Source organism: Microbulbifer maximicatervae (SeqCode), from assembly GCF_052467815.1.
Genome location: NZ_CP174326.1, coordinates 1,687,501 through 1,701,478 on the forward strand (window position 1 = coordinate 1,687,501; position 13,978 = coordinate 1,701,478).

The window sequence follows — 13,978 nt, forward strand, 5'->3', positions numbered from 1 at the left end:
GTATAATGGGTCAGCGACTTATTGTCTGTAGCAAGGTTAACCGCTTAGGGGAGCCGTAGAGAAATCGAGTCTTAATAGGGCGTTTAGTTGCAGGCAATAGACCCGAAACCCGGCGATCTATCCATGGGCAGGTTGAAGGTTGAGTAACATCAACTGGAGGACCGAACCCACTAATGTTGAAAAATTAGGGGATGACCTGTGGATCGGAGTGAAAGGCTAATCAAGCCGGGAGATAGCTGGTTCTCCTCGAAAGCTATTTAGGTAGCGCCTCGCGTCTCACCCTCGGGGGTAGAGCACTGTTTGGGCTAGGGGGTCATCCCGACTTACCAACCCCATGCAAACTCCGAATACCGAGGAGTGCAATCGCGGGAGACACACGGCGGGTGCTAACGTCCGTCGTGGAAAGGGAAACAACCCAGACCGCCAGCTAAGGTCCCAAATATCAGTTAAGTGGGAAACGATGTGGGAAGGCCCAGACAGCTAGGAGGTTGGCTTAGAAGCAGCCATCCTTTAAAGAAAGCGTAATAGCTCACTAGTCGAGTCGGCCTGCGCGGAAGATATACCGGGGCTCAAACTGATAACCGAAGCTGCGGATGCTCTTAGGAGCATGGTAGAGGAGCGTTGTGTAAGCCGTTGAAGGTGGATCGGGAGGTCTGCTGGAGGTATCACAAGTGCGAATGCTGACATGAGTAACGATAAGGGAGGTGAAAAACCTCCCCGCCGGAAGACCAAGGGTTCCTGTCCAACGCTAATCGGGACAGGGTTAGTCGACCCCTAAGGCGAGGGCGAAAGCCGTAGTCGATGGGAAACAGGTTAATATTCCTGTACTCGCTATTACTGCGACGGAGTGACGGAGAAGGCTAGGCCGGCATGGCGATTGGTTGTCCATGTTTAAGGTTGTAGGCTGGGGACTTAGGCAAATCCGGGTCCCTAAGGCTGAGAACTGATGACGAAGCCCACTTAGTGGGTGAAGTGGTTGATGCCCTGCTTCCAGGAAAAACTTCTAAGCTTCAGGTAATAGTGAATCGTACTCTAAACCGACACAGGTGGTCAGGTAGAGAATACCAAGGCGCTTGAGAGAACTCTGGTGAAGGAACTAGGCAAAATGGTACCGTAACTTCGGGAGAAGGTACGCCGGTTTTGGTGATGGGACTTGCTCCCTAAGCTGAGGCCGGTCGAAGTGACCAGGTGGCTGCGACTGTTTATTAAAAACATAGCACTCTGCAAACTCGTAAGAGGACGTATAGGGTGTGACGCCTGCCCGGTGCCGGAAGGTTAATTGATGGGGTTAGCTTCGGCGAAGCTCTTGATCGAAGCCCCGGTAAACGGCGGCCGTAACTATAACGGTCCTAAGGTAGCGAAATTCCTTGTCGGGTAAGTTCCGACCTGCACGAATGGCGTAACGATGGCCACGCTGTCTCCACCAGAGACTCAGTGAAATTGAAATCGCTGTTAAGATGCAGTGTACCCGCGGCTAGACGGAAAGACCCCGTGAACCTTTACTACAGCTTTGCACTGAACTTTGAGCCTATTTGTGTAGGATAGGTGGGAGGCTTTGAAGCAGCGACGCTAGTTGTTGTGGAGCCGTCCTTGAAATACCACCCTGGTATGTTTGAGGTTCTAACTCTGGTCCGTTATCCGGATCGAGGACAGTGTATGGTGGGTAGTTTGACTGGGGCGGTCTCCTCCCAAAGAGTAACGGAGGAGTACGAAGGTGCACTCAGCATGGTCGGAAATCATGCAATGAGCATAATGGTATAAGTGCGCTTGACTGCGAGACAGACATGTCGAGCAGGTACGAAAGTAGGTCATAGTGATCCGGTGGTTCTGTATGGAAGGGCCATCGCTCAACGGATAAAAGGTACTCCGGGGATAACAGGCTGATACCGCCCAAGAGTTCACATCGACGGCGGTGTTTGGCACCTCGATGTCGGCTCATCACATCCTGGGGCTGAAGCCGGTCCCAAGGGTATGGCTGTTCGCCATTTAAAGTGGTACGCGAGCTGGGTTTAGAACGTCGTGAGACAGTTCGGTCCCTATCTGCCGTGGGCGTTGGAGATTTGAGAAGAGTTGCTCCTAGTACGAGAGGACCGGAGTGAACGAACCTCTGGTGTTCCGGTTGTCACGCCAGTGGCATTGCCGGGTAGCTATGTTCGGACGGGATAACCGCTGAAAGCATCTAAGCGGGAAGCCTCCTTCAAGATAAGATCTCCCTGAGGCCTTGAGCCTCCTGAAGGGCCGTGGAAGACTACCACGTTGATAGGCTGGGTGTGGAAGCGTTGTGAGGCGTTGAGCTAACCAGTACTAATTGCCCGTGCGGCTTGACCATACAACAGAGATGGTTACTAACGACTAGCCAAGCTAGCGGATTGTGAGTTAGAGACATACGATCGCTTGCGGTGTATTACTACAGATTGTTTTACCGACTTATTTGGGGTTATCGCCGGTCAATAATATGACCGAGGCAAACAGCGATAACGCGGCAGGCCAAGCACTTTGCTTATAAGACCAACGCCAACCCAAGCCAGTTTGCCTGACGACCATAGAGTTGTGGAACCACCTGATCCCTTGCCGAACTCAGAAGTGAAACGCAACATCGCCGATGGTAGTGTGGGGCTTCCCCATGTGAGAGTAGGTCATCGTCAGGCTTCTAATCCGAAAAGGGCCACCCAACAGGGTGGCCCTTTTTTTATGGCTGAAAAAATATTTTAAAAAACAAAAATAAAAAAACTAAGAAAGGGAAGAGAGAGAGCAGAAAGTACTTGGCAAAAATTAAATAGAAAAAATAAAAGTAATTCTGAAAAACTTTAATGCTCAACTTTCTATTTAAAAAATCAGTCAGTAATTAAAAAAAAGAAAAACCTAAAACTACCTGAGCACCTTAAACAGACGCTCTCCTAAAAAGCCTATAAAAATAGGTCTTTACCGACCTCCGTAGCACTTATATAAAAAATAATCCAACAAAAATAACTCGCGTAAAAACCAGAAAAGTACCCATGCCACTCCCGCCAAAAATTAAATTTAGCCAGTAAAAATATCGGTGATTTTTTAGTCTCTGCAGTAACCCCCTGTAACCACGGGGCCTGTAGCCCGTTTATTAAAGTTATGCACAACTCTATCCAGACTTTCTGTTAGTAACGTTCTGATCCTACTTTTAGTGGGTAACCTGACACTTTTTTCGTTGGTTTTTTAATCGAATTATTTCATTGCACGAAATTAAAGGCTTCCAGACCTCTATCCAAAAGTTATGCACAGTACTATCCAAGAATTCTGTTAGTAACATCCCTGTAATGAAGAAAACATCTAAAAAGTTCCATTTTTACGATCTATTATCCAGTGTTGCAGTGTATAACCAGGACTGACTTTTCAGTTCTAAAAAGCTCGCTGGGGTGTGCTGTTAAGGAAGCATTCTATTAGCGACAAATTCGTCCGGGAGGCTTGCTAATGAGAGTTCTACTTTTAATTTCCATGTCATTAGTACTTTTAGCTGCTGGATTGCTAAGGGCGCAGACGTTGGTAGTAGGAAATAAATATGAGGGCACGGTGAGTTTTATTGACCTGGCTTCCGGCCAAGAGGTTAAGAAACCGGAAACTGGAGGTTCGCCCCATGAATTAATAGTGTCGCCGGATAAATCTAAAGTTGTGGTAGTTTCTTACCTTGAAGATGGCTACGTGGGAGAAGAGCTGAATGTATTCGATATCGCGAGCGGTAAGCGCCTGAAAAGAATTGATATCAGTCCACACAAAGGCCCTCACGGTATCGCTTGGCTGGGCGATAGCAATAATGTGATTGTTACGACAGAAGAAACCAGCGACGTGATAAAGGTGGATGTGGCTGAAGGAAAAGTATTGGGCGTTGCCCGTACTGATCAGGTAGGTAGCCATATGCTTGCACTATCACCTGATCTGAAGACCGCCTACGTTACTAGCCGGGGGTCGGATACGTTCAGTGTAATTGATACAGAGACTATGGAGTTGAAATCTACAATACCGGCAGGAGACGGGCCGGAGGCGGTGTGGGTAAGCCCCGATAATAGCGAGCTATGGATAGGAAATAATCAGTCAGAAAATATCTTTATTTTTGATACTGAGACGTTAAAGCAAAAAGAAACGATAGATGTTGGTTTTCTGCCTATCCGAATTAGGTTTCACCCTGATGGCGAAGTGGTAGCTGTAGCAGACTTAAATGGTAATCGTATACTCGTGTATGACGCCAAGACCCGTAAACAGTTACATGAGATTGATGTCGGCAGCGCAGGGGCCAGACAGCCAGCATCGCTATTTTTCTCTCCGGACGGAAAGTTTTTATTTGCCGGTTCTCAGAGAGACGGAAAAGTTGTTGAAATAGATACCGCAACTTGGAAAGTTAAGCGTATATTTAATGCGGGACAAGGGTCAGATGGTATTGAGTGGAGCCCAGTAAATATTCAGAAATAAATATTCCTAAACTCCACAATTAAAATAATGAATCAGGTAGGAACTGTGTAGATTTTTAAGTCCTGAAATATTCCATCAATCGAATAATAATTTGGAATAGTTTCACTATGCACTCCACCTACGCGTTCTGCTACGGCTATGCTGGCCCTGTTTTCAGATAAGCAGTGAATTTTCAACGTTTGAATATCGTGCAGATCTTTCAAGTAGCTAGATATTTTATTTATGATTCGAGTCACGATTCCATTGCCATGGCAGCTTTTACATAACCAATATCCTATTTCTGCATTTTGTTTTTTAAGGTCAATTTCCTTGATACCAAAGATTCCGACTACCTTGTCTGAATAGTGGATCTTGTACCAGAATGCTCCGAAGCTATTGCTGAATATTCTGTCGTTAATATATTTTTTTGTGGTTGGGATGTCGATAACGAGCTTTGCCCAATAGAGATATTTCTCTAGCAGTGGTCTGTTATTTTCAATTAAGGTAAAGATGATTTCTGTGTCACTATCCAAGAGTGGATCGAGTTTGATATCACTGTTTACTACTATAGGCTTCTTAGTCATCCTTTTGCCTCTCTATTTTTTAGCGATATTTTCTAGTCGTTAGCAACCTAACCAACTAGTAGAGTTTTCCTGATTAGGTGAAACAACAGAAAGAGCCTGTGGAAGGTCTCTAGGTTTCCAGCATAAAAGTTACCGGGCCGTCATTGACTAGTGAAACCCGCATATCCGCTGCAAATATTCCAGTGGCCACTGGCGTAAATTGGGCTTTGGAACTTTTAACGAAATAGTTGTAGAGCTCCTCCGCGTATTCTGGTGATGCGCCGCGACTAAAGCTCGGGCGTAAACCTCTATCAGTTTCGGCAACTAGTGTGAACTGACTGACAATCAGGAGCCCACCTCCCGCCTTTTGGAGGTTGAGATTCATACGCCCTTTATCATCGGGAAAAATACGGTAATTCAGGACTTTGTGCAGCAGCTTATCTGCACTATCAGTAGTGTCCTGGGCTTCGATACCTAGCAGCAGGAGGATACCTTTATCTATGGCCCCAACGGCCTCTCCCGCTACATTAACCTGGGCATGGCTTACCCTTTGGATCAATCCTTTCATCTCACTTCTCTCTGCTGCTCTGGAACCGATCGTCTAAATCGCCTAGATTAGCGGACTGTTCCCAGTAGAGAAACCGAGAATAACGGTATGAAGAGACAGCTAGTGGCACTGGTTGCCGGTGCACTTGCTGCGGTGAGTGTTCACGCAGCTGATAGCTATCCGGATAGTAAGCCGGGTGCTCAAATTGATGAATATTTTGGTCAAAAGGTGGCTGACCCCTATCGCTGGATGGAAAAAATGTCCACTGATGAGGTAAATAGTTGGGTGGCCAAACAGAATGACCATTCATTACCGCGTTTGAAGGAGCTGCCCGGGTGGCAGAAAATCAATGACCGGCTTGCAGAACTATGGCGCTACGAGCGCTACGGCGTTCCGTACAAGAAGGGCGATAGCTATTACTACAGCTACAACACCGGTGATTGGGATCAGAATGTTTTCTATAAGGCCTCTAGCCTGTCTGCTGAGGGCGATACGGTTTTAGATCCACGCGCCCTAAGTGAAGATGGCACTATTGCTGCCAAGCGCCTCAAAGTCAGTCCAAAGGGCCGCTATCTGGCTTACGGTATCTCGGATGGTGGCACTGACTGGACCGACTATCGTATTCGCGACCTAAAGACAGGCAAGGATCTGAAGGAACAACTGACCGGTATCAAGTTTAGTGATGCCAGTTGGGCGCCGGATGAGTCCGGTTTTTACTATAGCCGGTACCCGTTTAACAGAGATGGCACGGCGGATGATAGCAAACAGGTAGCCGTATATTTTCACCGACTGGGAGATGCCCAGGAGAGTGATCAACTGGTCTATGAAATTACTGATCATCCCACCCGGAATCCGGGCGCGTCGGTGAGTGATGATGGCAACTATCTCCTGTTTGGTATCTTCGACGGTTATGACTCGAACGGCTTTTACTATCGCGATTTACGCGATGAAAGCGGCAAGGTAGTTAAGCTTTTGGATGACTGGGATGGCCTATACCAGTATCTCGGTAATAAAGGGAGCACCTTTTACTTTGAGACCAGTGCGGGAGCACCGCTGGGCCGTGTAATCGCTATTGATCTGAATAAGCCGCAGCGCAAACACTGGCGCGATCTGGTGCCGGAAACGACTAGTGCCCTGCAGAGTGCCAGTTATATCGGTGGTCGCTTTGTCCTTCATTATCTGGAGGATGCGAAATCGCGAGTCCTGGTGAGCGATACTAACGGTAAGAAACAGTACGAGCTGAAGCTGCCAGGGGTGGGCTCAGTGAAGGGGTTTAATGGTGAGCCGAATGAAGTCGAGACCTTCTACGCTTTCTCTAATTTTATTACCCCGCCGAGTATCTATCACCTGAATGTACAGACTGGCGAAACCAAACTGTTCAAGCAGCCAAAATATGCAGCAGATTTTTCCGACCTGACTGTGAGCCAGCATTTCTATAAGAGTAAGGACGGTACCCGGGTGCCCCTATTCCTGGTGCATAAGAAGGGAATGAAGCGCGATGGCTCCAACCCCACGCTGCTTTATGGGTATGGTGGTTTTAACTCCGCTCAGTTACCGCGCTTCTACAACCGCTTTGTCGGTTGGTTAGATATGGGCGGCACCCTGGCGCTGGCCAACTTGCGCGGTGGTAGCGAGTACGGCAATGCTTGGCACCAGGCGGGTACCAAGACGCAAAAGCAAAATGTCTTCGATGATTTTATCGCTGCAGCTGAGTGGCTGATCGAGGAGAAAGTCACCTCTCCTGAAAAGCTTGCTATCAGTGGTCGCTCCAATGGTGGACTATTGGCCGGGGCAACGTTGGTACAACGCCCAGACTTGTTTGCAGCGGCATTACCGGTGGTCGGTGTCCTGGACATGCTGCGTTACCACACCGCTTCCGCTAATGCCCGGCAGTGGTCGAGCGATTATGGGCTTAGTGAAAATCGTGATGAGTTCAAAGCGCTCCATGCCTATTCTCCGGTCCACAACACCCGTGAGGGCACCTGCTATCCGGCCACGCTAATCACCACTGCCGATCGCGATGATCGAGTGGTTCCCTGGCACAGCTACAAATTTGCGGCAGCCCTACAAAGAGATCAGGGCTGTGACAAACCGGTCTGGCTTGCCGTGGAAACTCGGGCTGGGCACGGTGCAGGCAAGCCGGTATGGATGCAGGTGGAAGACTTCGCCAATCAGTGGAGCTTCCTTGCCTACCAGCTGGGCATGAAAATCGAGTAGCCTTTTCAACTAACCCAACAAAAGTAATAGCGGGATCAATCAAAAAAACTCCCGGTAGGACGATTGTAGATAGGGTTTAGTTTTGGGGCGGTGTCACTAGTGAAGTTAGTGTGCCGCCCACTCTGTCGGAGTGGTGGTATCACCAACCGGTCTGCCCTTCCGGAAGGAGGTGGCTTCGATAGAGCTAATCACTGGGTATGAATAACGATAACAACTCATCCGGTGGATTTATGAAACACGCATTTGTAACCGGGGGAACCGGTTTTCTCGGCGCTAATTTGGTAGAGCAATTGGTTGGTGATGGATGGAAAGTTACCGCCATGCATCGGCGCACCTCCAATACCGATATGTTGCGCTCTCTGGGCGTCAACCTGGTTGAGGCCTCTCTGAATGACCCTCAGTCCCTTCAAGCTGCAATCCCAGATAATGTCGATGCGCTTTTCCATATGGCGGCTAATACCAGTATGTGGCGCGGCGGTAATGCCCAGCAGTGGAAAGATAATGTTGAGGGGGCGGCGAATATTGCCAAAGTTGCCAGGGAGAAAAATGTAGGGCGTATGGTGGTGACCAGCTCAATTTCTGCTTATGGCTACCATAAGGAAAGAATTACTGAAGAAAGTGATAAGCTGGCAGATGACCCTCATCATCACTATCTGTACACGAAAAAAAGAGAGGAAATTGCAGTTCGCAAGGAAATTGAGCGGGGCCTGGATGCGGTATTTCTTAACCCTTGCGCAATTGTGGGTAAATACGATACCACCAGCTGGGCGCAGACCTTTTTTCTGATTGAGAAAAATCAATTACCAGGTGTTCCACCGGGCTGGGGTTCTTTTTGCCATGCCGGTGCAGTAGCGCGAGCCCATATCGATGCGGTTGAAAAGGGGCGGTGCGGCGAAAATTATATCTTGGCCGGAACGGATGCCAGTTTTTTAGAATTCTTTGGAAAGATCGCTGAGTTATTGCATAAACCTGTACCAAAACGCACCACACCGGCATTCCTAATTCAATCTATCGCCTGGTGTTCCGACCTCTGGTCTCGTGTGAGTGGGCAAGAGCCGGTTATTACTCCTGAAAAGGCCACGTTGGTAACGAGGAGAGTCGTTGCTAGTAGTGCGAAAGCTGAACGTGAACTCGGATATCAATCGGGTGTGGCTTTGGATATTATGTTGTGCGAATGTCGCGATTGGTTGGTACAGAACAATTTATTGGAGTCGAAGTGAACCGTAATAATATTATTTTTGGGTTGGTTGCTTTACTTTTGGTTTTACAAATTATTCAGCACTACTTTTTTTCCGGCGCAAACTAGTCATTAATTTGAGAGATAAATATGGCAGAAAAGCGTTGTGATTGGTGCCTGTCTACACCGCTTTATCAAAGTTACCACGATGAAGAGTGGGGTAGGCCGGTTACCGATGATCAAACCCTGTTTGAGTTTTTGTTGTTGGAGGGGGCCCAGGCGGGCTTATCTTGGATTACAGTGCTCAATAAGCGGGAGAATTACCGTAAATTGTTTAATAATTTTGATGCTGAAAAAATTGCTCGGTATACCCCTAAAAAGGTAGAGAAACTACTTCTCAACCCGGGAATTATTCGCAACCGGCTCAAGGTTGAATCGGCCATCAAGAATGCACGGGCAACCCTCGAGTTGCGCGATCGCGGTATATCCTTAAAGGATTTTCTCTGGCAGTTCACCGATGGAAGAGTGATTGTTAATCGCCCCCGCTCCATGAAGCAGGTGCCGGCCACTACAGCAAAGTCTGATGCGATGAGTAAGGCGCTTAAGAAAGCGGGTTTTAGTTTTGTGGGATCAACCATTATGTACGCGCATATGCAGGCTACAGGAATGGTCAATGATCACTTGGAAACTTGTCCGGCTCATCAGCGTTGTGTCGATGAAGCGCAGAACTTAGGTTTGACTTGAATTTAAAATAGGGATTTATTTTCGAGGGTCGATGAATATTAATAGCTTGCTCAATGAGTATTGGCCCCAAGTAACTGCACTATCCTTAAAGTTGGCAGCCGCACTACTGGTAGTTTTGGTGACGCTGTTTGTGGCCCATCTTGCTCGGCGAGCGGTTGATCGTATGCCGGACCGGTTTGATATTACCTTGCGCCCGGTACTGCGCAGTATTTCGAGCTGGGCGGTCTATATTGTTGGCGCACTGCTGGTATTGGATGTCTTTGGTATTAACACTACCAGCTTAATTGCTCTACTCGGCGCTACTGGTGTGGCAGTAGCCTTAGCGTTGAAAGATACCCTGCAAAATATTGCTTCGGGGTTCCTATTGCTGGGATTGCGGCCGTTCCGCGTTGGGGATGTGATTCAGTTCGGTACCATAATGGGCACTGTTCGCGAGGTAGGGCTATTTACTACGGAGCTGGATACCACGGATGGGCTGCGTATTACCGCACCCAACAGTGCTATCTGGGGGCAAGTGCTCACCAATTTCAGTCGCAATAAGACTCGCCGTATCGAGATTGTGGCGAGTATTGCCTATGGCGATGACATCGATCGCGGTCTAACAGTATTACGTCGCTTGGTAGAACAGGAACCCCGTATTCTCACTGAGCCAGAGCCAAGTTTCGCTGTTAAGGCGCTTGCTGACAGCGCGGTCAATTTACAATTGCGGGCTTGGGCTGCCAATGACCAGTACTGGGATGTTTACTGGTCCCTGATGCAAAAGCTTAAGCCTGCACTGGAGGCAGAAGGCTTGACGGTACCCTTTCCCCAGCGAGAGCTACATATCGTGGACCGGGCCACAAGCCGGCGTTAGTCCATTACCGCAGGGTCACTTGTGGCAATATCCTGCTCCAGGTATTGGGTCCACCTAGTCCAAAATCTCCGATTTGCCTCAACTCAACGCAAACATATGGCGTTCTGGGGGGCATGAATCGACACCTCACCGAATTCGTGTCAAAGTTAGCGGCGTTTTTTTGTACAACTTTTGATCGAGATAGGAAGATGCCGATAAAGCTGAACAACCCACTGATCCCCAGCCTGCTGGCTGTCGCTATCCTTGCGGGCTGTCAGGGTGACAAGAGTACCCAGACTGTAGCCAACGTAGATAAGCCCCAAAATGCGGTTGCCGAGGCCTCAGTAACTGTAGATGCGGTTGCCGAAACCAAGCGCCTAACTGAGTGGCTGGATGAGCGTTATGAGGAACAGCTGCAGTTCAGCCCGATTCAGCTGTCCTACCTGGGTCGCAAAGACCACTACGACCAAATCGACGATATGAGTGAAGCCGCAGAGGCTCGCCGCTTGGTTTGGCAAGAGAAAAGTGTTGAAGAGCTCAAGAAGAATTTCGACTACAGCAAGCTGACTCAGGAAGGGAAAACCTCCTACGATATCTGGATTTATCAGTTTGAACAGGCCAAGGCCGCTGCGCCGTTTATCCGTCACGGCTACATCTTTGAGCAGATGGGAGGTGCACAATCGCAGTTGCCCAACTTCCTGCTGAACTTCCACAAGGTCGACAACGTTGAAGATATGCAGGCCTATATCACCCGTATCGGTGGTATCTCCCGCGCGATCAACCAGTTGCTTGACCGCGCCAAGCTGTCGTCCAAAGAAGGTATCCGCCCCCCGCGCTTTGCCTATGAGGGTGCGATTGATCAGTCCAGTAAATTGATTGAAGGCGCGCCGTTTACCGATGGTGAAGACGCTCCTCTGTGGGCCGGTGCCAAAGGGAAAATCGCTGAGCTGCTCGAAGCCGGTACTATTGATCAGAAGCAGGCAGACAAGCTGACGGCGGAAGCGCGCAAGGCATTAGAGACTGAGTTCTTCCCCGCATATGAAGGGCTGGTTACCTGGCTCAAAGCGGATATGCAGAAGGCCTCAGCAGAGCCTCAAGGTGCTAGTAGCTTGCCCAATGGTATGGCCTACTACAATCAGCGCCTGGCCAACACCACAACTACGGACCTGACTGCCGACCAGATCCACAATATCGGCCTGGAAGAAGTGGCGCGTATCCGCGGTGAGATGGAAACTATTAAGAAGCAGGTTGGTTTCGAAGGTAGCCTGCAGGACTTCTTCAAGTTTATTCGTGAAGATGGTCAATTCTACTACCCGAATACCGATGAAGGTCGCCAGGGCTACCTGGATGACTCAACCGCGTTCCTGGACAACATTACCAAGAAATTGCCGGAATACTTTGGCCTTTTGCCGAAAGCTGAGTTGGTCGTAAAGCGGGTTGAGTCCTTCCGTGAGCAGGATGGCGGTGCCCAGCATTACTACCCCGGCACACCCGACGGTTCCCGCCCGGGTATTTACTATGCGCACCTATCCGATATGAGTGCCTATTCCACGACTGATATGGAAACTGTGGCCTACCACGAAGGTAACCCCGGTCACCATATGCAGATCTCAATTGCTCAGGAATTGGAAGGTATCCCGCAGTTCCGCACTCAAGCTCACTTTACTGTCTATGTAGAGGGCTGGGCGCTGTACTCTGAGAAGCTTGCTAAAGAAATGGGGGCCTTCGAAGATCCCTATAACCTGTTTGGCCACCTGACGGCTGAAATGTGGCGAGCCATTCGCCTCGTTGTTGATACCGGCTTGCACGCCAAAGGCTGGAGTGAAGAGCAAGCGGTGGAGTACTTCCTGCAAAACTCCGCAATTCCCGAGACTGCAGTTCGTTCCGAAGTGCGTCGTTACCTGGCGTGGCCGGGCCAGGCGACCGCTTACAAGATCGGTATGCTGAAGATTCAGGAGCTGCGTAAGCAGGCTGAAGATCAGTTGGGTGATAAATTCGATATTCGCGGATTCCACGATACCGTACTGGGTGGCGGTGCTTTGCCAGTGCCTGTATTGGAGAGCCGCGTAGCCTCTTGGGTGGAAACAGTTAAACAGTCTTAAGTAATTCTGTTGATTCTATTAAATTAGCCGGGCATAGTCCGGCTAATTTTTTACCTTTACTCCTTGCGAAGAGCAGAAGATTTTAAAAATCTGATCATGCTACTTTGAGAGCGTAGTACGCAATAAAATCTATATTATATCTAGTCTAAATCATGTAGGTGTTTAATTATCTTTGCCAGGCTTTTCTCGTTGTCCTTGATGAGCTTGTTAGAGTAATTCTTAAGATGATGTAATAAGTCGTGGTCAAATATTCCTACAAAAGGTTTATTGATATCGACGTTTAGAAAATCGTATTCAATTCGTCCTTTCTCTGAAATGATTTTAGCAACTTCCAGCATATAAAGTTGATTTTTGTCCATTGATCTTTGAATATTAGCCATGGCATCACGGGCCCAGTGAATACGTCCCCATTTCCTTAAAGAGTGATATTTCATACTCGAGCTCAATAATCTTGGGTAACCTGAGCACAAGACCAGAACATAATATTTCTTATCGGGAAAGTCTTGAATAATATCCCTTAATATCAAGCTAGCTGGATTGTTTAGGGCGATTGCTGCATCAGCAAATACACTGCCAAAAATATTTTCTTGTGGCGCTGCGATATCTAAGTGGGATGACTGAAAGTTGGCATTCATTTCTTCAAATGCCACAGGGGGGAATGCGGTTTCTGCACTTGCTGCCGCTGTCATTAACTGATAAAGACTGTTTGTCGGTAAGTTGTATACATTTTTCCCTCTATTTTTAAATAGACATACTTCCCCGCTTTCAATATTGAGAGCGGGGATGATCACGTAATTATCTAGGTCGGTAAAATTTAATTCCTTTGTGTAGTACTTTTCCATGATTTCATGCAAACGTTTTCCAAAGTAAGAGGGTGAAAAAAGCCCCGCACCTGTTAATACTATGTGGTACCACGGAGACTTGAATAGGTAGCCAGTTACACTCTTGTATATATTTATTAAATAGTCTAAATGGGATATTTTTTCACCAAAATGATTAGGTATAGCATTACCCGGTATATTAATTCCGGTTACAATAACTGCTCCAGTAGAAACACCTGTGAAAATATCAAATACCTCATTAATGGGCTTTTTAGAATGTTTCTCGATATGCTTTAGTACATATAAGGGGATGAGGCCGCGGACACCACCTCCAGTCACAATAAGAATTTTTATCGTTTCTTTGTTTTTTAGATAATCTAGATTTTTTGTTGATCGTCTTGAGGCCGGGTTCCTACTGAAGGTTACTGATTGAGGAAATTGGGTGTTGTATATATAAGAAATTAGGGCGTAAGCGCCAGATGCTGCGGCCAGGGTTAAAACCACTTTTTTCGTTAGTTTGGTGGCCAGTTTTAGCATGCGTACGGCCCTGTTTACTAAT

At 47.9% G+C, this 13,978-nt stretch carries 9 protein-coding genes and 2 rRNA genes (1 of these 11 cut by a window edge); 8 read left to right on the top strand and 3 right to left on the bottom strand.

The window, feature by feature from the left end; translation table 11 throughout:
• From ACJJIW_RS07370 to ACJJIW_RS07380, 3 genes are all read left to right on the top strand, one after another.
• Nucleotides 1-2,329, top strand: a 23S ribosomal RNA gene (locus ACJJIW_RS07370) (it extends 553 nt beyond the left edge of the window).
• A 203-nt stretch (nucleotides 2,330-2,532) separates the two neighbouring features.
• Nucleotides 2,533-2,648 (top strand): 5S ribosomal RNA (gene rrf / locus ACJJIW_RS07375).
• Nucleotides 2,649-3,444: 796 nt separating this feature from the next.
• Nucleotides 3,445-4,437: a YncE family protein gene (locus tag ACJJIW_RS07380; protein ID WP_282930795.1), complete on the top strand. Its 993-nt coding sequence runs from the start codon at nucleotides 3,445-3,447 to the stop codon at nucleotides 4,435-4,437.
• Nucleotides 4,438-4,469: 32 nt separating this feature from the next.
• Here ACJJIW_RS07380 and ACJJIW_RS07385 read toward each other — a convergent pair whose 3' ends face one another.
• Nucleotides 4,470-5,000, bottom strand: coding sequence for a GNAT family N-acetyltransferase (locus ACJJIW_RS07385; RefSeq protein ID WP_282930796.1), 531 nt, complete (start codon nucleotides 4,998-5,000; stop codon nucleotides 4,470-4,472).
• A gap of 109 nt (nucleotides 5,001-5,109) precedes the next feature.
• A complete protein-coding gene (gene dtd / locus ACJJIW_RS07390; protein ID WP_282930797.1) occupies nucleotides 5,110-5,547 on the bottom strand; it encodes a D-aminoacyl-tRNA deacylase in 438 nt (145 codons plus the stop codon).
• 87 nt (nucleotides 5,548-5,634) lie between these two features.
• Between dtd and ACJJIW_RS07395 the strand changes: the two genes are divergently transcribed.
• The 5 genes from ACJJIW_RS07395 (at nucleotide 5,635) to ACJJIW_RS07415 (ending at nucleotide 12,598) form a co-directional block, all read left to right on the top strand.
• Complete coding sequence (locus ACJJIW_RS07395; RefSeq protein WP_444937023.1) at nucleotides 5,635-7,743, top strand: prolyl oligopeptidase family serine peptidase; 2,109 nt, start codon at nucleotides 5,635-5,637, stop codon at nucleotides 7,741-7,743.
• Between the two features lie 230 nt (nucleotides 7,744-7,973).
• A complete protein-coding gene (locus ACJJIW_RS07400; RefSeq protein ID WP_282930799.1) occupies nucleotides 7,974-8,963 on the top strand; it encodes an SDR family oxidoreductase in 990 nt (329 codons plus the stop codon).
• A gap of 107 nt (nucleotides 8,964-9,070) precedes the next feature.
• Entirely contained in the window at nucleotides 9,071-9,664 is a 594-nt protein-coding gene (locus ACJJIW_RS07405) for a DNA-3-methyladenine glycosylase I (RefSeq protein ID WP_282930800.1), read from the top strand.
• 31 nt (nucleotides 9,665-9,695) lie between these two features.
• Nucleotides 9,696-10,517, top strand: a complete 822-nt coding sequence (locus ACJJIW_RS07410) for a mechanosensitive ion channel family protein (RefSeq protein ID WP_282930801.1) — start codon at nucleotides 9,696-9,698, stop codon at nucleotides 10,515-10,517.
• Between the two features lie 188 nt (nucleotides 10,518-10,705).
• Nucleotides 10,706-12,598 carry a DUF885 domain-containing protein gene (locus tag ACJJIW_RS07415; protein WP_444937024.1) on the top strand — a complete coding sequence of 631 codons (1,893 nt, stop codon included), beginning with the start codon at nucleotides 10,706-10,708 and terminating at the stop codon, nucleotides 12,596-12,598.
• 140 nt (nucleotides 12,599-12,738) lie between these two features.
• Here ACJJIW_RS07415 and ACJJIW_RS07420 read toward each other — a convergent pair whose 3' ends face one another.
• Nucleotides 12,739-13,956 (bottom strand): patatin-like phospholipase family protein, encoded by a 1,218-nt coding sequence (locus ACJJIW_RS07420; protein ID WP_444937025.1) that lies wholly within the window; start codon nucleotides 13,954-13,956, stop codon nucleotides 12,739-12,741.
• Between the last annotated feature and the right edge of the window lie 22 nt (nucleotides 13,957-13,978).

Bases quoted from the DNA above. Each gene is read 5' to 3' on its own strand.
- ACJJIW_RS07380 (WP_282930795.1), top strand. From the start codon at position 3,445: ATGAGAGTTCTACTTTTAATTTCCATGTCATTAGTACTTTTAGCTGCT.
- ACJJIW_RS07385 (WP_282930796.1), bottom strand. From the start codon at position 5,000: ATGACTAAGAAGCCTATAGTAGTAAACAGTGATATCAAACTCGATCCA.
- dtd (WP_282930797.1), bottom strand. From the start codon at position 5,547: ATGAAAGGATTGATCCAAAGGGTAAGCCATGCCCAGGTTAATGTAGCG.
- ACJJIW_RS07395 (WP_444937023.1), top strand. From the start codon at position 5,635: ATGAAGAGACAGCTAGTGGCACTGGTTGCCGGTGCACTTGCTGCGGTG.
- ACJJIW_RS07400 (WP_282930799.1), top strand. From the start codon at position 7,974: ATGAAACACGCATTTGTAACCGGGGGAACCGGTTTTCTCGGCGCTAAT.
- ACJJIW_RS07405 (WP_282930800.1), top strand. From the start codon at position 9,071: ATGGCAGAAAAGCGTTGTGATTGGTGCCTGTCTACACCGCTTTATCAA.
- ACJJIW_RS07410 (WP_282930801.1), top strand. From the start codon at position 9,696: ATGAATATTAATAGCTTGCTCAATGAGTATTGGCCCCAAGTAACTGCA.
- ACJJIW_RS07415 (WP_444937024.1), top strand. From the start codon at position 10,706: ATGCCGATAAAGCTGAACAACCCACTGATCCCCAGCCTGCTGGCTGTC.
- ACJJIW_RS07420 (WP_444937025.1), bottom strand. From the start codon at position 13,956: ATGCTAAAACTGGCCACCAAACTAACGAAAAAAGTGGTTTTAACCCTG.